This is a genomic window from Kribbella ginsengisoli, from assembly GCF_039537185.1.
GTDB classification, from domain to species: Bacteria; Actinomycetota; Actinomycetes; order Propionibacteriales; family Kribbellaceae; genus Kribbella; species Kribbella koreensis.
The window spans coordinates 104,803-126,458 of sequence record NZ_BAABAA010000012.1; the positions used below are offsets into that span (position 1 = coordinate 104,803).

16 protein-coding genes are annotated in these 21,656 nt (G+C 68.2%); 7 read left to right on the forward strand and 9 right to left on the reverse strand.

All coding sequences use genetic code 11. From position 1 onward, the window contains the following. Window positions 1-54: 54 nt before the first annotated feature. The 5 genes from ABD768_RS32865 (at window position 55) to ABD768_RS32885 (ending at window position 6,455) form a co-directional block, all read left to right on the forward strand. Window positions 55-1,341, forward strand: a complete 1,287-nt coding sequence (locus ABD768_RS32865; protein WP_343966191.1) for an ATP-grasp domain-containing protein — start codon at window positions 55-57, stop codon at window positions 1,339-1,341. Window positions 1,342-1,375: 34 nt separating this feature from the next. Then, the gene (locus ABD768_RS32870) at window positions 1,376-2,731 is read left to right on the forward strand and encodes a SidA/IucD/PvdA family monooxygenase (RefSeq protein ID WP_343966193.1); all 1,356 of its coding nucleotides are present in this window, start codon (window positions 1,376-1,378) and stop codon (window positions 2,729-2,731) included. Between the two features lie 28 nt (window positions 2,732-2,759). Beyond that, window positions 2,760-4,226 (forward strand): cation:proton antiporter, encoded by a 1,467-nt coding sequence (locus ABD768_RS32875; RefSeq protein WP_344847243.1) that lies wholly within the window; start codon window positions 2,760-2,762, stop codon window positions 4,224-4,226. A 248-nt stretch (window positions 4,227-4,474) separates the two neighbouring features. Next, complete coding sequence (locus ABD768_RS32880) at window positions 4,475-5,098, forward strand: RNA polymerase sigma factor (RefSeq protein ID WP_343966197.1); 624 nt, start codon at window positions 4,475-4,477, stop codon at window positions 5,096-5,098. A 97-nt stretch (window positions 5,099-5,195) separates the two neighbouring features. Beyond that, the gene (locus ABD768_RS32885) at window positions 5,196-6,455 is read left to right on the forward strand and encodes a hypothetical protein (protein WP_344847248.1); all 1,260 of its coding nucleotides are present in this window, start codon (window positions 5,196-5,198) and stop codon (window positions 6,453-6,455) included. A gap of 1,198 nt (window positions 6,456-7,653) precedes the next feature. Here the strand turns inward: ABD768_RS32885 and ABD768_RS32890 are convergent. The 5 genes from ABD768_RS32890 to ABD768_RS32910 are packed head-to-tail and all read right to left on the reverse strand — an operon-like array spanning window position 7,654 to window position 13,060. Then, a complete protein-coding gene (locus ABD768_RS32890; RefSeq protein WP_344847249.1) occupies window positions 7,654-8,430 on the reverse strand; it encodes an enoyl-CoA hydratase in 777 nt (258 codons plus the stop codon). After that, window positions 8,427-9,326, reverse strand: a complete 900-nt coding sequence (gene mmsB / locus ABD768_RS32895) for a 3-hydroxyisobutyrate dehydrogenase (protein WP_343966203.1) — start codon at window positions 9,324-9,326, stop codon at window positions 8,427-8,429. The genes ABD768_RS32890 and mmsB overlap by 4 nt, the downstream gene beginning before the upstream one ends. Next, the gene (locus ABD768_RS32900; protein ID WP_344847251.1) at window positions 9,323-10,375 is read right to left on the reverse strand and encodes an enoyl-CoA hydratase/isomerase family protein; all 1,053 of its coding nucleotides are present in this window, start codon (window positions 10,373-10,375) and stop codon (window positions 9,323-9,325) included. Before ABD768_RS32900 ends, mmsB begins: the two co-directional genes overlap by 4 nt. After that, window positions 10,372-11,514, reverse strand: a complete 1,143-nt coding sequence (locus ABD768_RS32905) for an acyl-CoA dehydrogenase family protein (protein ID WP_344847253.1) — start codon at window positions 11,512-11,514, stop codon at window positions 10,372-10,374. Before ABD768_RS32905 ends, ABD768_RS32900 begins: the two co-directional genes overlap by 4 nt. Before the next feature lie 4 nt (window positions 11,515-11,518). After that, the gene (locus ABD768_RS32910) at window positions 11,519-13,060 is read right to left on the reverse strand and encodes a CoA-acylating methylmalonate-semialdehyde dehydrogenase (protein ID WP_425558464.1); all 1,542 of its coding nucleotides are present in this window, start codon (window positions 13,058-13,060) and stop codon (window positions 11,519-11,521) included. Window positions 13,061-13,191: 131 nt separating this feature from the next. Here ABD768_RS32910 and ABD768_RS32915 point away from each other — a divergent pair, with 131 nt between their 5' ends. Then, entirely contained in the window at window positions 13,192-15,930 is a 2,739-nt protein-coding gene (locus ABD768_RS32915; RefSeq protein ID WP_344847255.1) for an AfsR/SARP family transcriptional regulator, read from the forward strand. Here the strand turns inward: ABD768_RS32915 and ABD768_RS32920 are convergent. The 3 genes from ABD768_RS32920 to ABD768_RS32930 all read right to left on the reverse strand — a co-directional run bounded on the left by ABD768_RS32920 (window position 15,890) and on the right by ABD768_RS32930 (window position 19,736). Continuing rightward, entirely contained in the window at window positions 15,890-16,810 is a 921-nt protein-coding gene (locus tag ABD768_RS32920) for a COG1470 family protein (RefSeq protein ID WP_344847257.1), read from the reverse strand. The two genes, ABD768_RS32915 and ABD768_RS32920, sit on opposite strands and share 41 nt — an antisense overlap. 58 nt (window positions 16,811-16,868) lie before the next feature. Next, window positions 16,869-18,407: a purple acid phosphatase family protein gene (locus ABD768_RS32925; RefSeq protein WP_344847261.1), complete on the reverse strand. Its 1,539-nt coding sequence runs from the start codon at window positions 18,405-18,407 to the stop codon at window positions 16,869-16,871. Window positions 18,408-18,533: 126 nt separating this feature from the next. Next, entirely contained in the window at window positions 18,534-19,736 is a 1,203-nt protein-coding gene (locus tag ABD768_RS32930) for a HupE/UreJ family protein (protein WP_344847263.1), read from the reverse strand. A gap of 126 nt (window positions 19,737-19,862) precedes the next feature. Between ABD768_RS32930 and ABD768_RS32935 the strand changes: the two genes are divergently transcribed. Next, window positions 19,863-20,519: a type 1 periplasmic-binding domain-containing protein gene (locus ABD768_RS32935; RefSeq protein WP_344847265.1), complete on the forward strand. Its 657-nt coding sequence runs from the start codon at window positions 19,863-19,865 to the stop codon at window positions 20,517-20,519. Here the strand turns inward: ABD768_RS32935 and ABD768_RS32940 are convergent. Beyond that, complete coding sequence (locus ABD768_RS32940) at window positions 20,451-21,656, reverse strand: acyltransferase family protein (RefSeq protein ID WP_344847270.1); 1,206 nt, start codon at window positions 21,654-21,656, stop codon at window positions 20,451-20,453. The genes ABD768_RS32935 and ABD768_RS32940 overlap by 69 nt on opposite strands.

Consider the following 21,656-nt stretch of genomic DNA (forward strand, 5'->3'; position numbering starts at 1 on the left):
CCGTGGCGCCCGGCCCCCTCTCGTTGGGTAGTGCTCAGCCCGGGAGGCAAACGCGTGGACGACGACAACACCGACGGTGTCGTGCTGCAGTTCGGTAGCGGTTTCCAGCCCTACCGCCAGTACCTGCTGGAGGGCGCGGCGAAACGCCGGCCGCTGTGGCTGATCGACGACGAACCGGTCGGCTGGCAACAGCCCTACCTGGCCGGCAGCAGCGTCGTCGTTCCCTTGCAGGGATCCGGTCTGGTCCTTGATCACGACGCTCTGCTCGCCGCGGCCGAGGCGGTCGCGCAGACCCACCGGGTCCGCGGCGTCTTCACCTACGACGAACCATCGGTGATCATCACCGCCCTGGTGGCCGACCGGCTCGGGCTCACCGGCCTGACGCCCGCGGGCGCCGAAGGATGCCGCAACAAGGTCAAGAGCCGAGAGGCACTGACCGCTGCCGGACTTCCGCAACCACGGTTCGCGGTAGTCACGACGGCCGAAGCCGCCGCTACCGCGGCCGCGGAGATCGGGTACCCAGTGGTGGTCAAGCCGCGCGGGATGGCGGCCAGCATCGGCGTCGCGCTGGTGAACGGCCCCGACGACATCGCCGCTGCCTTCGAGCGGGCCGACGACTCCAGCCGGAGCGGACCGGTCGCGTACCACGGTGGCGCCCTGATCGAGGAGCTCGTCGACGGGCCGGAGATCAGCGTCGACGGCGCCGTGGTCGACGGCGTCTACACGCCCTTCTGCATCGCGCACAAGCAACTCGGGCCGCCGCCGTACTTCGAGGAGATCGGCCACATCGTCGACGGCAACGACCCGTTGCTGACCGATCCCGAGCTGCGCGAACTCCTCCGCTCGGCCCACGCGGCCCTCGGCGTGCCGTACGGGATCACCCACACCGAGATCCGGTTCAGCTCCCGCGGCCCGACGATCATCGAGGTCAACGGGCGGCTCGGCGGCGACCTGATCCCGTACGTCGGAAAGCTTGCCACCGGCATCGATCCGGGCGCCGTGCTGGTCGACGTGGCCGAAGGCGTCCAGCCCGACCTGACGATGGATCACCGCAGCTGCGTCGGGATCCGGTTCTGCTACCCGCCCGAGGACGCCCGCGTGGTGGAGATCACGGTGCCGGAGCCGGGCGCCGTACCGGGCCTGATCGAGGCGCACCCGATGGTGCCCGCCGGAGCGACCGTACGGCTGCCGCCACGCGCGCACATCGGCCGGCACGCCTACGTCATCTGTACCGCCGACGACCCCGGCACCTGCGCCGACCGGCTGACCGCCGCGGCGGAGCTGGTCGAGCTGAAGTACGAAGCGCTGAACGAGACCGAGTTCTCCGGCCGGCCATGGTGAGCCGAGTCCCGAGCCACAACAACTGGGAGCCCGCATGACAAACCGTGAGGTCGAGTTACTCGCAGTCGGTGGAGGTCCGGCGAACCTGGCCCTGGCCGTCGCGGTCGAGGAGCTCGGGATCGACGGCCTGGCAGAGAACTCGCTGGTGATCGAGCGCGGCCACACGGTCGAGTGGCAGCGCGGTCTGCTGCTGCCGTGGACGAAGAGCCAGGTGGCCTTCGCCAAGGACCTGGTGACGCTGCGGAACCCGCGCAGCAAGTTCACCTTCCTCAACTACCTGCGCAGCGTCGGCCGGCTCGACGACTTCATCAACATGGGCAGCTTCACGCCGTACCGGGTGGAGATCTCCGGCTACCTCAGCTGGGTGGCGCAGTCGCTGCAGAAGGTGAAGTTCGAGCTCGGCTGCGAGTGCACGTCGATCGCGCCGGTCCGGGACGCGTCCGGCACCCTGACCGGCTGGCTGACCAAGCTCGCGGACGGCAGCACGATCTCCAGCCGGTACCTCGTGATCGGCGCCGGTCGCGATGCGTACGTGCCGCCGGTTCTCGCCGGGCTGCCCGCCGACCGGCTGGTGCACAGTACGCAGTACCGGTACCGGATCGCGGAGCTGGCCAAGGACAAGCCGCATCGCGTGGCCGTCATCGGCGCGGCGCAGAGCGCGGCCGAGATGTTCCGGGCGCTGCAGAACGACCTGCCGACCGGCGACGTGAACTGGGTGATGCGGTCGATCGGGCTGCGCGCGTACGACACCAACAAGTTCATCAACGAGCTGTACTACCCGTCGTTCATCGACAAGGTCTGGGACGCGCGGCCGGAGGGCCGCGAGCAGATCCTGCGCGAGATGCACCTGACGAACTACTCCGGCGTCGAGACCGACCTGCTGCAGGACCTCTACACCGGGATGTACCTGGACAAGCTGCACGGCGTCGACCGGCGCCGCCTCATCACGATGACCGACATCACCGGCGCCCGCGAGGAAGGCGACGAGGTCGTCCTCGAGCTGACCGACCGGCGCAGCGACAAGGTCACCGAGTTGCGGCTCGACTACGTCTTCCTCGGCACCGGCTTCGTCCGCGAGATGCCTGCGATGGTTCGCGATCTCAGCGCGGCGATCGGGCTGGACCAGATCGGCGTCACCCGCAAGTACCGGCTGGAGCTGAACGAGGAGTCGGACGCGGCCTGCTACCTGCAGGGGGTGAACGAGGCGACGCACGGTATCGCCGACTCACTGCTCAGCGTGCTCGGCAACCGGGCCGGCGACATCATGAGCGACCTGCTCGCCCGCCGGTCCGGCCAGACCGACGGGTCCGGCCGGACCAACGGGACGCACCGGACCGTGGACGAGCTCGCCGCGGTACCGCTGTCGGCCGACGGCGCGCTGCACAGCTGAACCCTTACACCTGAACAGAGAGGCCGCCATGTCCGCAACAGACAGTTCCCTGCTGCCCAAACCCGGCCGTGGACTGGCGGTCGCCGGCGGTCTCGTCGCCGCTGCCGGCGTCGTGCTCGGCATCGCGTACGCCGTCGGCTGGCTCGATCCGGATCACCATGCAGCCGCGGCCGGTCCGGTCGCACCGGCCGCGGCGTCGCCGGCCCAGCTGATGTGGCGGTCGCTGGTCGCGGTCGCCGTCGTCTGCGCGCTGGCGACCGTCTTCGGCAAGCTCGCGAAGATGATCGGCCAGCCGCCGGTGGTCGGCGAGATCATCGCGGGGCTGATCCTGGGCCCGTCGGTGATCGGATCATTGGCGCCCGGGCTGTTCAACGCGATCGTGCCTTCGGCGGTACTGCCCAACCTGAATCTGCTCGCCCAGGCCGGGCTGGCGATCTTCATGTTCACCGTCGGCGCCGAGTTCGGGCGGGACAAGCTCGGCCGGGATCGAGGGGCGATCGCCGGTGCCAGTCTCGCGATCATGGCCGTACCGTTCGCGCTCGGTGTGATCGCGGCGCTGCCGCTGTACTCGACGCTGGCCGGCCCGTCGGTCGGGCGGCTGCCGTTCGTCATCTTCATCGGTACCGCCCTCGCGATCACCGCATTCCCGGTGCTGGCGCGGATCGTGCAGGACTTCGGCCTGGTCGGTACCCGGCTCGGCTCGCTGGCCATGCTGTGCGCGGCCGTCGCCGACGTACTCGCCTGGTGCGCGCTGGCGATCGTGCTCGCGATGATCAAGTCCTCCGACCTCACGACGGCTCTGGTCGCCCTGGTCCTGACCATCCTGGTCGGCGTCGGCTGCGTGTTCGTCCTCAAGCCCGTACTGCGCTGGGCCGCCGATCGGTACGCCGCTGCGCTGCCCACCCCGATCCTGGTGCTCGCGGTTCTCGCGCTGATCCTCGGCCTGGCCGCGGCGACCGACGCGATCGGCGTGCACGCGATCTTCGGCGGCTTCCTGGCCGGGCTGGTGGTACCGAAGGAGATCCTGCCGGTGAAGCAGGTGTCCGAGCAGATCTGCGGGCTGAACCGGGCGCTGCTGGTGCCGGTGTTCTTCGCCTCGATCGGCCTGAAGACCGACGTCAACGCGGCGATCTCGCATCCTCAGGTCCTCGCGGCCGGTGCCTTGCTGCTGGTGGTCGCGGTGGCCGGCAAGTTCCTCGGCGCGACTCCGGTCGCTCGAGCCGGCGGTCTGCCGGTCCGGTCGGCGATCGGGCTCGGCGTACTGATGAACGCCAGAGGCATCACCGAGATCGTCGTGCTGTCCGCCGGCCTCAGCGCCGGGCTGATCAACCAGGGCGCTTTCACGGTGATGGTGATGATGGCGCTGATCACCACGATGATGGCGCTGCCATTGCTCCGGCTGCTCGGATCGTCGCTTCGCGAACCCAGCGCGACCGAACAATCACCCATTGCTGATACGTATGCCAGCGGTGACGCCAAGACCGTCGTTCCGTGACGCCATCACTACGCCTGCGTGACGGCGCCAGTGATCGAATAGTCACCGAAGGCAGCACTGACGACGGCCGCTGGGGGCGCGTGAGGCACAGGTCGCTTCAAAGGTAATGCCGAGTGAGGTTTCATCCAGCCCACAGTTCCCTGCGGGCTGCCTGCTGACGTCCGCCAGCGTCGGCAGGACACACCTGTGCCTTTTTGCCCCCGCCGCCGGTCGCTCATTCTGCGTGAATCAGCGAAAGGACGTGGAACGTGTCGACGATCTCGCCACGCAAAACCGAACGGACGCCCGAGGGAAATCGCCACCACACCGATTCCGGACCTTCGTTGGAGGTCCTCCTCGGCCGGGCCCTGGACTCCGATTGGTCGGCGTGGAAGGAGCTGGAGGGCCGCTACGCCCACCTGCTCACCCACGCGGCCCGCGGCGTCGGTCTCAGCCACAGCGACGCAGCGGATGTCGCCCAACTCACCTGGCTGCGCCTGTGGCAGCACGGACGCCAGATTCGCGACCCCGAGTGCCTGCCGGCCTGGCTGGCCGCGACGGCCCGGCGCGAGGGACTGCGGCTGGCGATCAGCCGGAAGCGGTACCTCCTGTACGCCGACCCGACCGCGGAGCACAGCGACGGCCAGCGGACCGCGGTCCTCGACGTCTACCCGGTCGACGGGGAGTACGAGCCCTCTACGGAACAGGCCCTGCGGCGGCTGCCCGGCCGGTACCAGCGGCTGATCCGCCTGTTGATGTCGGACAGCTGCCCGTCGTACACCGAGATCGCGGAGATGCTGAACCTGCCGATCGGCAGCATCGGCCCGATGCGGATGCGAGCCCTGCAGATGCTCCGCCGGACGCCGGAACTGGCGGGCGCAATGGCCCATTGAGCCAGGCGGCGTGGTCGACGTTCTGTGCCGAAGTCATTGCATTCAGTGGCCGGTCGACTGCATTCTTGGGGCGCCCCGATCGATTGTGAGGAGATCGATGAGAATCCGCCCCAGCTCCGCCCTGCTCGCCACCCTGTCTTCGTTCGTCCTGACCGCCGCGGCCGCCGGTGGTGCCCTCGCGGCGATCCCGCCCGAAGCACCACCGGCCGCTGCCGGTCCGGCCGCCACCGGTCCGGCCGCCACCGGTCCGGCCGCCACCGGTCCGGCCGCCACTGGTCCGGCCGCCACTGGTCCGGCCGCCACCGGCCTGGTCGCCGCCCCCTCGGCGACCGACACCGACGGCGACTCGTTGCCCGACACCTGGGAGACCAACGGCTACGACGCCAACGGTGACGGTGTCATCGACGTGAACCTGCCCGCGATGGGCGCGACGGCGAACAAGAAGGACCTGTTCGTCGAGATGGACTACATGAGCGGCCGGCTCGCCACCACGGCCGCCTTCGACCGGATCAAGGCGGTCTTCGCCGCGGCGCCGGTCAGCAACCCCGACGGCAGCACCGGCATCCGGATCCACCTCGACGGCGGGCCGGCGGCCGGTTCGGCGTACAACCTCGGCGGCGGCAACCAGGTGCCGTACGACAGCAACCTGCAGCCCGCGGAGTCGCAGACCGACGCGATCAAGAACGCCAACTTCGCCCCGGCTCGCAAGGCCGTCTTCCACTACATGCTCTGGGCCGACGACTACGACAACACCTGCAGCAGCGGCAACGCGTTCGCCATCCCGAACGACACCTTCATCGTCACGATGGGCCCGAAGTGCAACTGGACCGTCACCGAGAACCGCAACGTGGGCACCTTCATCCACGAACTCGGCCACGACCTCGGCCTGACCCACGGCGGCACCGACCACGTGAACTACAAGCCGAACTACCTCAGCGTGATGAACTACTTCTTCCAGTTCGACGGCGTCCCCCGCACCAGCGGCGCCAACTGGTTCAGCTACTCGAACTTCGCCCCACCCGCCCTGAACGAGAACAGCCTGCGTGAGTCGGTAGGCCTCAACACCACCACCGCCTCCACCTGGAAGACCTACTGGAAGTGCCCCAACGGCACCACCCGCACCTCCGGCGCCGCCAACGCCCCCATCGACTGGAACTGCGACGGCGGCACCGCGGACACCGCCGCCACGAGCATCAACGGCGACTCCAGCCGCACCACCCTCACCGCCCAGAACAACTGGGCCAACATCCGCTTCGGCGGCGGCGACGTAGGCGGCGGCAGCCCCCAGTCCAAGACGGCCGCCAGCGAGCTTCGCGAACTGACCCAACAGGAGTACGAAAGCTTCAAGACCCGCTGACCCGAGGAACACTCGGGCTCTGTCGACGGCGCTTACAACACTTCGGGCTCGCAATGCCAGGGCTCGCGTGGATGCCGGGGTGCTGCTTCGAAGGAACCCTGGATCGCGTCACCGGGCTGCTTGAGTGTCCTAGTCGTTGTGGTGGGTATCAAGGGCGCTTCGCGTCCCTTCGGGATCGAACAAGTTCGACCCTTGACACCCACCACCACTACCAGGGAAAGACGCAGCTATCCCGGATCCGCTGACAAGACCGGCAACAAATGGCAGATTCACCACCAAAGCCCCACCAACCCGCCACGAAACGACCACGGCCAACCCCATCGAGCAGGCCACCACCGAGCCAACCCCGTCGAGCAGGCCACCACCGAGCCGCCCCCGCCGGGCGGGCCGCCACCGGGCGGGCCGCCACCCCCCGTCCGACCCTTGCCCGACCACCGGCTCGAAACACCCTCCGCCCCCAAAACCAGTTGCCCGAGGCACCTAGTACTCCACCCGAGCATCCCCCGGCAACGGATCCACTCACGTCGAGCACAAAGTCGCCAAACCCGCACCGCCACGCACGCACAACCCCCACCAACCACCCCGACACGCCGAGGGCAAGCGATTACCCACCGAGTTACGCATGCACCGACGACCGCTAGCTGTCGCTAGCAACCAACTCTGCCCGGCTGGCAGCCGTTCCCCGCAGACCAGACGGCCAGACCACCGACAGCTCAGCGCCCCCGCCACCCCCTTGATCCATTCCTCCGCCGCAACGATCTCGCTCCGCCGCCGTCACCCGCCGACCGAGGGCATCACCCGGACCGCCACGCATACACAACCCCCACCAACCACCCCGACACGCCGAGGGCAAGCGATTACCCACCGAGTTACGCATGCGCCGACGACCGCTAGCTGTCGCTAGCAACCAACTCTGCCCGGCTGGCAGCCGTTCCCCGCAGACCAGACGGCCAGACCACCGACAGCTCAGCGCTCACCACGGCAACCCCGCAGCCACAGCACCCTTGGCTCAGTACCGCGCAACCACAGCGCCCTCACCACTGCGCCCTCACCACAGCACCTCAACAACCCCGCGGCCCAGCGGCAACACCATGGCGACCGCGGTATGCGGGGAGGCCGGCCTCGGCCGGCGGGTGTTAGTGGTGGGTGAACTTCGGGGGGCGGGTGTCAGTGGTGGGTGAACTTCGGGGGGCGGGTGTCAGTGGTGGGTGAACTTCGGGGGGCGTTTTTCGGTGAAGGCGGTCATGCCTTCGGTGCGGTCGTCGAGGGCGAAGGTGGCGTGGAAGGTGCGGCGTTCGAAGAGGATGCCTTCGGTGAGGGTTGATTCGAAGGAGCGGTTGACGGCTTCCTTGGCTGCGTAGACGGCAGGCAGGGACATTTCGGCGATTTTGTGGGCGACCTCCGAGGCCTCGGCGAGCAGCGACGCGGCGGGGACGACGCGGGAGACCAGGCCCGCGCGTTCGGCTTCGTCGGCGGAGATCGTGCGGCCGGTGAGGATCAGATCCATCGCCTTCGCCTTGCCGATGGCGCGGGTGAGGCGTTGGGAGCCGCCGATGCCGGGGATGACGCCGAGGGTGATCTCCGGCTGGCCGAACTTCGCCGTGTCCGAAGCGATCAGGATGTCGCAGATCATCGCCAGCTCGCACCCACCACCCAGCGCGTACCCGCTCACCGCCGCGATCAACGGCGTACGAACCGCCGCCAGCCGATCCCAGGCCGTGAACCAGTCCGACAGATACATATCCTGGTACGACTGCGCAGCCATCTCCTTGATGTCGGCGCCGGCCGCGAACGCCCGCTCCGACCCAGTGATCACGATCGCACCCACCGAACGATCGGCGTCGAGCGTGGTAGCGGCCTCGACCACCTCCACCATCAGCGCCTCGTTCAGGGCGTTCAGCGCCTTCGGCCGGTTCAGCGTGATCGTCGCGGTCCGCCGGTCGCGGGTGACGATGATGTTCTCGTAGCTGGTCATGAGGCGTCCCGGATCTCGTTGATGATGGCGGAGAAGTCGAGTGCAGAACCGTTGCCAGCGGCAAATTCTTGGTAGAGCGCCGCGGCCAACGCGCCCAGGTTGCTCGCGGCGCCCACAGTCGAAGCCGCCTGGACAGCAAGTCCAAGGTCCTTCGCCATCAGCGGAGCAGCAAAACCAGGCTGGTACGACCGGTTGGCCGGACTGGTGGGCACCGGCCCCGGCACCGGGCAGTTGGTCGTCAACGCCCAGCACTGCCCAGAAGCAGTCGACGTCACATCGAACAGCGCCTGATGCGACAGCCCGAGCTTCTCGCCCAGCACAAAAGCTTCACTGACCCCGATCATCGAGATCCCGAGGATCAGGTTGTTGCAGATCTTCGCCGCCTGCCCAGCCCCTGGATCACCGCAGTGGACGATCCGCCCAGCCATCGGCTCGAGAACCGATCGCACGGCCGCCAGGTCCGCAGCCAGCGCCCCGACCATCAGAGTCAGCGTGCCGGCCGCAGCGCCGACCACCCCTCCGGACACAGGCGCGTCCACCGCGCGATGTCCCGCCGCGACGACCAGCGCGGCAGCCTCCCGGGCATCCGACACCGCGATCGTCGAGCAGTCGACGAACAGCGCTCCCGCAGGCGCCGACGCCAACAGACCCGGCACCTCAGCAGTCCCTTGGTAAAGGTCGAGAACATGCCGGCCACTCGGCAGCATCGTGATCACCACCTCGGCGCCCGCCACCGCCTCAGCAGCAGAAGCGGCCATCAGCACGCCCGCCTCGACTGCGGCAGAGCGAGCCGCGTCCGAAGGATCGAAGCCGGTCACCGCATACCCAGCCTTGACCAGGTTGGCCGCCATCGGCCCACCCATGTTGCCCAGCCCGATGAACCCAACCGTCTTCACGATGCACTCTCCTGACTCAGTCCAAGCTCATCAGCGCCCAGCCCGGCGAAGTACGAAGCAACAACCGACTCAGCGACATCGTCGAGCCGGGCAGGCATCCACTGCGGATTGCGATCCTTGTCGATCACCTGCGCCCGCACCCCCTCGAGGAAGTCGTGCGACCCCTGGAACCGCAACGACAGCCGATACTCCTGATCCAGCGCCTCCCGCAGCGACGACAGATCCGCCGCCTCCCGCAGCGCCCGCAACGTCACCCGTACCGAAGTCGGCGACTTCGAAGCCAGTACGTCGGCAGTCGACCGAGCCGCCCCCACCTCAGAACCCATCAACCGGGCCAGGATCTTCACCACGTCATCGCCCTCGTACGCCGCATCGATCCACTCACGATCCGCAAGCAACCCAGCAGCCGGAGCCTCCGCAACCACCGCGGCCAAGGCCTCCGCCGGTGCCACGCAAGCAAGCGAAGCGATCAAGCCGGGAAGCCGGTCACTCGGCACGTACCAATCGGCCAGCCCGACAGCGATCGCGTCACCCGCCCGCACCGACCCAGCGGTCAGCGCCAGATGCGTCCCCAGCTCCCCCGGCGCCCGCGACAACAACCAGGTCCCGCCGACATCAGGGAAGAACCCGATCCCCGTCTCCGGCATCCCGATCTTCGACCGCTCGGTCACGACCCGCACCGAGGCATGCGCCGACAACCCGATCCCGCCACCGAGCACGATCCCGTCCATGATCGCCACGAACGGCTTCGGGTACTCCGCGATCGTCGCATCCAGCCGGTACTCCGCGGCCCAGAACTCCACCGACGCCGTACCGCCGGCCAGCCCGTCCTGGTAGATCGACACGATGTCGCCCCCAGCACACAACCCACGCTCGCCGCTCCCGGTGAGCACCACCGTCTGCACCGACGGATCAACAGCCCACGACTCCAACGCCGCCTGGATCAGATCCACCATCTCGTGCGTCAACGCATTGATCGCCTGAGGCCGATTGAGCACGATGTGCCCCGCCTGCCCGTCCTGGCTGATCAGCACCACCGGCTCACTCATGCCGCCGCCTCGATCAGGGCCCGGCCGACGATCAGTCGCATGATCTCGTTGGTTCCTTCCAGGATCTGGTGGACGCGCAGGTCGCGGACCACCTTCTCGATGCCGTACTCGCTGAGGTACCCGTAGCCCCCGTGCAACTGCAAAGCCTTGTTCGCAACGGTGAACGCGGAATCGGTGACGAACCGCTTCGCCATCGCACACACCTTGGCCGCGTCAGCCGCCCGGCTGTCGAGCGTCCGAGCCGCGTGATGCAACAGGCACCGCGAAGCCTCCAACTCGGTGGCCATATCGGCGAGCTGAAACACCAACGCCTGCTGGCTGATCAACGGCCCACCGAAGGCCGACCGGGACTGCAGATAGCTGGTCGCCTGCTCCAAAGCCCATTGCGCACCACCGAGCGAGCAAGCGGCGATGTTCAGCCGCCCACCGTTGAGCCCGCGCATCGCGATGCCGAACCCCTCGCCCTCGTCCCCCAGCCGCTGAGAGACAGGCACCCGTACGCCGTCCAGGATGACCTGCCGAGTCGGCTGCGCATGCCACCCCATCTTGCGCTCGTTGGCCCCGAAGGACAGCCCAGCCGCATCGCCCGGCACGATGAAAGCCGTGATCCCCCGCGGCCCCGCGTCCCCAGTACGCGCCATCACGACGTACACGCTGGACGACCCGGCCCCGGAGATGAACTGCTTCACCCCATCGAGCACATAGTCGGAGCCGTCGCGCCGAGCAGTCGTGCGCAAAGCACCGGCATCCGAACCAGCCTCGGGCTCGGTGAGGCAGTAGCTCCCAAGCCCTTCCATACTGGCCAGTCCGGGCACCCATTGCTTCCGCTGGTCGTCCGTACCGGCCGAGTCGATCATCGACGTGACCATGTTGTGGATCGACACGTACGCCGCGATGGCGGTGTCCCCGCGTGCCAGCTCCTCGAAGATCGTCACCGCCTCGAGCCGGCCGAGCCCGGACCCGCCGACATCCTCCGCGACACAGATCCCACCCAACCCCAGATCACCCGCACGCCGCAGTACGTCGACCGGAAAGTGCTTGGCCTGATCCCACTCGATCGCGTGCGGGGCCAGCTCGTGCTCGGCGAACCTGCGCACCTCCCGCGCGATCGCCAGCAGCTCCTCGTCGTCCGAAGTCATCGGGTCAGCTCATCGTCGGGATGACGAAGCTGGCACCCTCTTTGGCCCCGGACGGCCACCGCGACGTCACCGTCTTGGTCTTGGTGTAGAAGCGGAAGGAGTCCGGCCCGTGCTGGTTGAGGTCGCCGAATCCGGACCGCTTCCAGCCGCCGAAGGTGTGGTACGCGATCGGCACCGGAATCGGTACGTTCACCCCGACCATGCCGACATTGACCCGGGCCGTGAAGTCCCGCGCGGTGTCGCCGTCCCGGGTGAAGATCGAGACACCGTTGCCGTAGGCATGCTCACTCGGCAACCGCAGCGCCTCCTCATAGGTCTCGGCGCGCGCGATCACGAGCACCGGCCCGAAGATCTCCTCGTCGTAGATCCGCATGCCGGGGACGACCTTGTCGAACAGCGTCGGCCCGAGGAAGAAGCCCGACTCATGGCCGGCCAGCACGAAGTCGCGACCGTCCACCAGCAGCTCCGCGCCCTCTTCGACCCCGGCCCCGATGTAGTCGATCACCCGCTGCCGCGCCTCGGCGGTGACCAGCGGTCCGTAGTCGGCCTCTTCATCCAGGCTGTGCCCAACGGTCAGCCCCGCGATCCGCTCCTGGAGCTTCAAGACGAGCGCGTCGGCCGTCTCCGCGCCGACCGGCACCGCGACCGAGATCGCCATGCACCGCTCGCCGGCCGAACCGTACCCAGCGCCGATCAGCGCATCGGCGACGTCATCGAGATCAGCGTCAGGCATCACGATCAGGTGGTTCTTGGCGCCACCGAAGCACTGAGCCCGCTTGCCGTTCGCGGCCGCCGACTCGTAGATGTACTGCGCGATCGGCGTCGACCCGACGAAGCCGACAGCCCGGACCCGCTCGTCCTCCAGCAGCGTGTCGACCGCTTCCTTGTCGCCGTTGACGACGTTGAACACGCCGGCCGGCAACCCGGCCTCGAGGAACAGCTCCGCGATCCGCAACGGCACCGAAGGATCCCGCTCGGACGGCTTGAGAATGAACGCGTTGCCCGCGGCCAGCGCCGGCCCGGCCTTCCACAGCGGAATCATCGCCGGGAAGTTGAACGGAGTGATCCCCGCGACCACGCCAAGCGGCTGCCGCATCGAGTAGACGTCGATCCCGGTCCCGGCGCCGGTCGTGTACTCACCCTTGAGCAGGTGCGGACCGCCGGCGGCGAACTCGATCACCTCCAGCCCACGCTGGATGTCACCCTTCGCATCAGCAACGGTCTTGCCGTGCTCACTCGACAGCAGACGAGCCAGCGACTCCATATCCCGATTGACCAGGTCGAGGAAGCGCAGCAGCACCCGAGCCCGCCGCTGCGGGTTCCACGCCGCCCACTCGAGCTGAGCTCGCTCGGCGTCATCGATCGCCGCGACGACCTCTGCCTTGCTCGCCAACGGCACCCGCGCCTGCACCCCGCCGGTGTTCGGATCGAAGACGTCGGCGAACCGCCCCGAGGTCCCCGCCCGATGCTGCCCGGCCACGAAATGGCTCAACTCGTTGCTCAACGTCTCACTCCCGGACATCGCGACTGCGATGGGCAGCCTCACCAGATACTAGGAAGCCCGACTATATACATGGACGTCCTACTAAATCTCCGTGATCTACCCCACCGCCGACCACCGAGCGGCACCCCGTGCCGGAGTGCGACGATGGCGGGAGGCTGAGCACGGGGAGAGCGATGCTGGAGGTTCGGGTACTGGGGCCCGTCGAGGTGACCGCCGCCGGCGTGCCGCTGATGCTGGCGGGAACGCTGGAGCGGGCACTGCTCGTCCGGCTCGCCCTGGCCGGCGGCCGGAGTGTGTCCGACGATCAACTCGTCCGCGATCTGTGGGGCGACGCCGAGCTGGCCCGTCCCGTCCAGCGCCTCCGAGTGCTCGCCTCGCGGCTCCGGTCCAGCCTCGGCCCGCACGCCGAGCTGTTGCAGCGATCACCGGCCGGCTTCTCCCTCGCGGCCGGCGCGCTCGACCTGGAGCTCGCAACCAAGGCCACCGAACGGATGTACCGAGCCCGTACGGCGGGCGACCGCGTAGCCGCCGACCGAGCCGCCACCGAAGCACTCCAGCAATGGCGCGGCCCCGCGCTGACCGGCCTTCGCACTGTCCCGTACGCCGCCAAAGACGCCGAACACCTCGACGCGGAACACCTCGAACTCCAGCTGGCCCTGCTCGAATCCGAAGTCGACCGCCACTCCCCCACCGCCGGCGCCGAACTGGACCGGCTGGCTCGCCAGAACCCACTCCACGAACGCCTGATCGGCCTGCTCGCCCGCTCCCTGTACTACGACGGCCGCCGCGCCGACGCCCTCAACGCGCTGACCCGCCTGAAGGAACGGCTCGCCGACCAACTCGGCATCGACCCCACCCCCGCCACCATCGATCTCGAACTGAAACTCCTCCGGCACGATCCAGCCCCACAGCCGCCGGCAACACCGCGAGCAGTTCCCGTCCGCGCCCCCGAGGCGGGCAGCGTCTTCGTGGGCCGAGCCGACGAGTTGTGCACATTGGCGGCCGAGTTGGCCCGCCCCGGCCTCGTCACCGTGCTCGGCGGCCCCGGCGTCGGCAAGACCCGGCTCGCCCAAGAAGTTGCCCTCAGCACCCAATCCACCGGCCGCCAGGTCGGCTGGCTCGACCTCGCTCCGCTGCGCTCACCAGCCTCGGTGAACGGCGCACTGGAGGCCGCGATCGGGCTCGACAGCCGCCCCGGCGATCCCATCGCTCACTGCGCCGAAGCGCTCGACGGCAGCCTGCTCGTCATCGACAACGCCGAACACCTCATCGACGAGGTCGCCAAGCTGGCCGCCGAACTGCTCCGTACCGCCCCAGCGCTCTCGATCCTCGTCACCTCGCAACGCCCGCTCCACATCAGCGGCGAAGAGCTCCACCACCTCCACGCACTACCCGCCGACGCCGCAGTCGCCCTCTTCTGCGCCCGCGCCGGCGCACTACCAGGCCCTGAAGCCGAGGCGATCTGTACTGCGGTCGACCGCCTCCCCCTCGGCATCGAACTGGCTGCCGGCCTCACCAGAACCCTCACCATCACCCAGATCGCGAAGCGGATCAACGACCGCCTGAGACTCCTCATCGGCGGCCCCCGTGACAACGGCCGCCGCCACACCAGCCTGCAATCGGCGCTCGACTGGAGCCATGACCTGCTCGACCCCACCAGCCGGATCGTCCTGCGCAGGCTGGCCGTGTTCCCCGGCGGCTGCACTCTCGAAGCGGCCGAAGCCGTGATCTCCGGTGACGACCTCCCCGCTGCCGACATCGTCCCCGTGCTCACCGAGCTCGTCGACCGATCGCTGGTGACGGTACGTTCCGCGGCCGGCGTACGACGCTTCGGCCTGCTCGAAACCGTCCGCGACTACGCCACCAACCGGCTCCGCGAGTCGGGCGACGAACCCGTCGTACGGGAGCTGCAGATCGTTTGGTGCCGGCAACTCGCGACGACGGCTGACACCGGTGGCGACCCCGGCTCCAAGGAGCTGATCGCCGTCGTGAACGAGGAGGAGCCGAACCTCCGGTCCGCGATCGACTGGTGTCTGGGCGACGGCGGCCGGCCCGAGGCGGTACTCGGCCTCGTCTCGCCGCTGTGGTGGCACTGGCGGATGCGCGGATCATTGCCCCAGGCACGTATCTGGCTCCGCACCGGACTCACCCACACCGGCCCGGAACCGACCACCGACCAGGCCGTCGGACTTCGTGTACTGGCCTCGGTCGCCCGGCACAGCGGCGACCTCGACGAAGCCCTCGACTGCGGCGAACGGGCGCTCACCGCGTTCCACGCGCTCAGCGACAGCGGCGGGCTCATCCTCACCTTGTACGGCCTCTGCCTCACCAGCATCGGCCTGGAGAGGTACACCGACGCCATCGACTACGGCGAGGACGGTTGCCATCTGGCCGCGGCCGTCAACGACCAGACCATGCTGGCCGGCCTGCTGGACAACCTCGGCATCGCGCTGCGCTGCCTGGGACGACTCGACGAGGCCGAGGCAAAGATTCTCGAAGCTCTGCGGATCCAGCCCGACGACGAGTTCGCGGTCGCTGCCGAGACCGAGCACCTGGCCCTGATCGCCGCCCTCCGCGGCGACCCGGTCCGCGCCCGCCAACTCAGCCTCCAGGCCCTTCGCTACTTCCGCGATCGCGAGCTGGTCGAGGCACAGGTCGGCATCCTCGAATCCATCGCCTGCCTCGAGGTCGCCGACCACCCGATCGCCGCGCTCCGGATGCTCACCGTCGCCGCCCACCATCGGGAGATCCTCGGTACGCCCGGCTACGTCCCCGACCGGATCGCCGAGCGAACGGCCGCACTCACGGCCGCCCGCAAGGCACTCGGCACGGACGCGGTCCTGATCGAACGGACTGCCCGGGACCTGCCCCTCAAGCAGCTTGTCGACGGGCTCCTCGCACCCGCCGAGTGACGAGCACGAGCCCGGCCACAACCACGACGAGCAGCAACACGACGCCCCACGGAATCGTCCACGCATGCGCGGTGGTCCGAACGGCGGCGAAGGTCGCGGTCGAGCCGGCCGCGTCCGTCACCAGGGGCAGAAGCTCGACAGCTCCGGTCAGCCGTCCGGCCGGCGTCACGCCCTTGACCGGAACGGACACCTTCCACGTCTCGCCGGGCAGCAACTGAGGCGAGTCGGCGATGGCACCCGACTGCGATTCCAGCCGGCCGAACGGCCCTGAGACCGAGGCGGTCTGGCGGGCCGCGGCGATCGTGTTGCCGGTGTTGCGGATCTCGTAGGCGACCGTCGCGTCGCCGTTGCCGGCGTACTTCACCTTCAGGTCTTCGACCGACAGGCTCGGCTCGAGCTGTCCGCTGACCCGCAACCGGATCCGGATGGCGAGCCGTCGCTCCACGTCGTTCTGGGTCAGCGAGGTGATGACGCCACCGAGGTGGTCGCCTGGTCGCGCATCGGCCGGTACCTCGATCCTGAACGGCACCTCGACCGACTTGCCCGGCAAAACCCTTACCTGCTTGCGATCCGCGTGCACCCAGGTGCCGAGGTCCTTCGAGTCCGAGCCGCGAAGATCCAGCTCACCAGTCGAGGTCGTGAACGCATCACCCGCGTAGACCGCGAGGTCGAGCGGCGCCTTGCCACGGTTCAGTACGACAAAGGCGTCCTGTACCTGACCGCCGGCCGCCACGGTGTAGCTGTAGTTCGCGCGGCTGGAGCCATAGCTGTTGGACGCCGTCTTCACCTGCCAGGGCGCGCTGTCGGCCGCCGCGGCGGTGCCCGCTCCCAGAACAACAGCACCGACAGCGAGCAACAGGACGCCGGGCAACCGAAACATGTCTCTCCAAAAGGGGTGGAAGGGTGGACGCCCCGAAGGACGCCCACCCCCGCGAGGATCAGCTCACCGAGGTGAGGGTGACCTTCTCCTGACCGTCCTGCGTGGTGGTCTTGCTCTCGGTCCAGTTCACGCCGTCAGCGGCCGCGGCACGGACGCCACGGTCGTTGTACGGGTAGTACCGGACCCGGTCGATCACGGAGCCGACCGGCTGGGCCGGGCCGGCACCGCTGTCCGGACCGCACCAGGCGACGCGGCCGAGCTCGACCGCGGCGTTCGGGGCGGCACAGGTACCGCTGCGGATCTCCTCGACCGTGAGCTTGTCGTCGCGTACGTCGACCTTCACGTACGTCCGGACGTGCTCCTGGTTCTCGACCGAGTTGGCCCAGTGGTTCTTCGGGTTCAACGGGTCCGGACCGTAGTTCGGGTCCTTGGAGGTGTCGGGTGCCGTCAGGTCGTAGTACTTCGAACCCGACGCCGAGTTCGCCGTCACGTAGATGACGCCGCCCGGGCCCTGCTCCACCTTGGTGGCGCCCGGCTGCTCGGCCGGGTTCGCCTTCTTGCCGTTCTTGATCACGTAGCTACGCGAGTAGCTGTGGTCGTGACCCTGCAGCACCAGGTCGACACCGAGGTTCGAGAAGGCCGTCGGGAAGTCCAGCCGGCGCAACTGGTTGTCGGTGTCGTTGGCGTGATCAGCCGGCGAGTAGATCGAGTGGTGGTACACGAGCACCGTGTACTTCGCACCCGCGCCCTGCGCCTGGATCACCTTGCTGACGTAGTCGATGTGCGCCGCGTCGGCGTTGTTGGCGTAGGCGTTGCTGTTCAGGTCGATGAACAGCACGTCCTTGTACTTGTACCAGTAGTCGCCGCCGGATTCGGACTTGGCGTCACCGCGGTAGAACGGCGCCGAACGGTCGGTGTTCGGAGTCCAGAAGTGCTGCTCGTACGCCTTGCCGCCGACGTCGTGGTTGCCGATGGTGGCCGCCCACGGGTACTGCCGCAGCTTGTCGGAACCCAGGAAGGCGTCCCACTGCGGCTCGTTGTTGGCGCTCTCGACCTGGTCGCCACCGGAGACCAGGAGCTCGGCGCTCGGGTTCGCGGTGAGCGCGACGTTCAGTGTGTCGGCCCAGCCGGCACCGTCGCGCGCGACGTCCCCGGACGACCCGATCTGCGGGTCGCCGAAGAACAGGAAGCTGTAGTCGCCGGTGAACTCGCGGGTCTTGAACGAGTACGTCGGAGACCACGTGCCGCCGTTGCCGACGTGGTACGAGTACGAGGTGTTCTTGCGCAACCCGTCGAGGGCCGCGTGCCCGTTGAAGCCGCCGTTCACGGTGTTGGCCGCGACGGTGGCCGGGAAGCTGATGGTCGCACTCGCCGGGAACTTGCCCTTGACGATCTTCGCCGTCTCGGCGAGCTGCACGACCTGCGCCGCGTCGGTCGTGGCGTACCAGCTCACGACGCGCTGGGACTCGGACGCGCCGACTCCCAAGATGATGCGGGTGGGCGCCGGGGCATCAGCGGCCTGCGCCGTGCCCAGGCCGGCACCGAACGCCACCGAGGCGCCGATGGCGGCCACTGCCACCCATTTGATGAGCTTCATCGATTGTCCATCCCCTACGGAGGTGATGCTGTGAAAAGTGCGCTCCGAGCGTCTTCCCGGTCGGTGGAATCCAGGTGAACACGGGTTCACCACTCGACTGCACGCCACGCAACAGTCGAGGGCGCGTCACATCCCGGTCACTCGCTGTACGAACCAGAACAGCCCGGCGGCCGAGACGCCTGCGGCGATCGTGCCGGTCACCCAGAGCGCGGCGATTGGTGCACGGTGACGGAGCAGTGCGAGCAGGGGGAAGGTCAGCCCGATCAGCGACAGCTGGACGACCTCGATGCCGATGTTGAAGACGAGCAGCGACCAGAGCAACTGCCACGACCAGGCCTCGTCGATGCCGAGCGCTCCAGCGAAACCGAGTCCGTGCACGAGCCCGAAACAGAACACGACACCCAGCCGGGTCCAGCCCGCCCGGTCCAGGCCGAGGTGACTGCGGCTGTTCACCTCGATGTCGGTGGCGGTCCGGCCGCGACGCCAGAGCCGCCACAGATGCCAGCCCGCGACAACCGCGATCGACAAGGCGATGACGGGCTCGACGAAGGACGCGGTCACGTGGACGAGACCGAGCGCGGCCAGTACGAAGGTCACCGAGTGCGCGATCGTGAAGGTCGTCGCGGCGAGCACGATCTCGCGCAAGCGGCGGGACCCGGCGATCAGCGCCAGCAGGAACAGGATGTGGTCCAGCCCGGTCAGCAGGTGCTCGGCACCGAGCCGGAAGAACTCCCAGAACCTTTGCCCTGTTGACTGTTGGGTCGAGAGCACCGGGTGCTGGTCGTCGAGGGCGCTGCTGCCCGTCTTCAGGTCGAGGTGGTACGTGACGATGGTTTTGGTGCCTTTGACGTAGCCCTCGGCCTCGGGGAACAGTCCGCTGCGGATCTCGTGGGCGGCGGCTTGGGGGCATTGGAAGTCGAGTACCAGGACGACGTACGGGACGCCCTCTCGTTGCTCCATGGTGAAGTCGCCGTCGCGCTTCGCAGTACAGGCCTGGCCGTCGGCGGTGACCGTGAAGCGTTCAGTCGCGTAGCTGATGACCGAGTCGGCGTGCCTCGTGAGGGCGGCGGCCTGTTGGGTGGAGTCGCCGGAGTCGAACGCGGCAGTGCCGTCCTTGAAGAGCGGGTCGTCCTTGCCCGCATCGGCGGCGGAGACGACGAGCAGGTCGTACTCGAGTCCGAGCTGGGCGCGCACATGCTCCCTGGCCGGCGACGTGAGGTCGGCGTACACGGTCGAACTGAAGCCGTGCGCTTCCGCCACCGGCGCGGTCCCCAGTACTACGGCGACCGCGGCCGCGGTCACTGCGAGGACCTTCTTGATACCTGACATGGAGCGCACGCTCCACCTGGTGAGTGAACGATCGGCTGCCCGCAGACGAACAAGTGCCGACCACCAGAAGTATCGGCGAACCATGAGGTAGAAAGAGCTGATCCCCTGCTGACGAAGGACGTTTCCGTGCGCCTGCTCCAAGCCGTTGGTACGACGGCCGCGATCGCCGTACTCGCCACGGGCTGTGCATCGGCCGACGACTGGTCGCAACCGCGCGCGGCCGCGCCGACCCCGATCGGCGCCCTCGGCGCCGGCTTCGTACCGACCGTGAAACCGTCGCCCGAGGCAACGATCACGCCGCGGCCCGGCTCGTGGGACGGCGTCCATCCGCCGCAGGACTACCGTGTCGTCCTGCTCACCGCCGGTGACGATCCGCAGACGAAGACGCTGGTGACGGCGGTCGAGGACTGGGCGACGCAGGAACACGTCAGTCTCAAGACAGTCAAGGCTTCGGACGACTACATCGCGGGGATCGGCGAGGCCATGGACCTACACCCGGAGCTGATCGTGGCTGCCGGCAACAATCTCGTCGACCCGCTGGCGATGGTCACTCCGAATCACCTGGACCAGCAGTTCCTGGTGGTCGGTGCGGAACTGGCGGAGCCGACCGGCAACGTGACCGCCGCCGACTGGACCGGAGCGTCCTTCCGCGGCGAGGGTCTAGGCGCCTCCTCCAGCTACGACCCCAGCAGCTTCACCCCGGCTCGTGCGGTCTCAGCCATCCGCGCGGGCGCCGCCAGTGTCCTCACCGGCCATACCGGAATCGTGCTCTGGTTGTCGTAGAGCTTGGCGCTTGACTCCGAAGAGCATCGAGACTCCGGGGAGGGTGGACAGCAGCCAGGCCAGGACGGCGGAGAGCAGGAACGCGGTCGGCATCAGTACGGCGTACTTGGTCGCGATGCCTGCGTTCCAGCCGACGACGTAGTACGCGATCAGCAGGATCACCGGTTGGTGGATCAGGAAGAACGGCATCGCCGCCCGCGCGATCGGCACCGGCAGCGGTCGCTGGAACGCGGACGCCCGCAGCCCGAAGCCCAGAACGGCGACGAGCCAGCCCCAGACGGCGAGGGTGATCAGGGTGAAGTACCAGACGTACGGCCAGGAGTAGCCCGGGTCGTCCCACCAGGCATCGAGGAAGTCCATGATCCCGGTGACCAGGCCGACGAGGAACGCGCCGAGGCCGAGGGCCAGCCCGTAGACCGCGTTGCTTCGGACCGCCGCGATCAAGCGATCGTCCGAGAGCACCAGGAAGCCGACGACGAAGAAGTCGAAGAAGAAGACGAACTCGCCCCAGCCGTGGTCGGGACCGGGAGCGGCCTGGAAGAGCAGATGCACCGGCACGAGCGGCACCGCGAGAAGCAGGATCTTCCCGGGCCGCTCACAACGCACGGCGATCCAATCGACCAGCCGCCGGCCCCGGAGACCGCGCAACCACAGGAAGATCGGCAACCCGAGCAGGGCGAACTGCAACAGGTAGACGAGGAACCAGAGGTGGTACGTATCGCGCAACCAGAGCGGCGGATCACCGCGCAGGTCACTGAAGAACGTCTTCGCGTCGCCCAGGAACGAATCGTGAGACCGGCCCTTGTGGTGCTCCTCGATGAAGTACTGCGGCGGGGACAGCAGCACGTACGCGACGATCAGCGGTACCAGCAACCGGAGCAGCCGCTCCCGCAGGAAGCCCGTCGCAGTTCGCCACCGCAACGCCAGCCACGCGGCCGCCCCCGAGATCATGAAGAAGAACGCCAGCCCCCACAGCCCGAGGAACGCGATCGCGACCGAGATCCCCTCGCTGGTCTGGGCGTTCTTCACATGCCAGTCACCGTCGTCGAACGGCCGCAACGTGTGGAACACGAACACCCCACCCACGGCCAGCACCCGCAACCAGTCCAGGAACCACAACCGCCCCTCGTCCGCCAT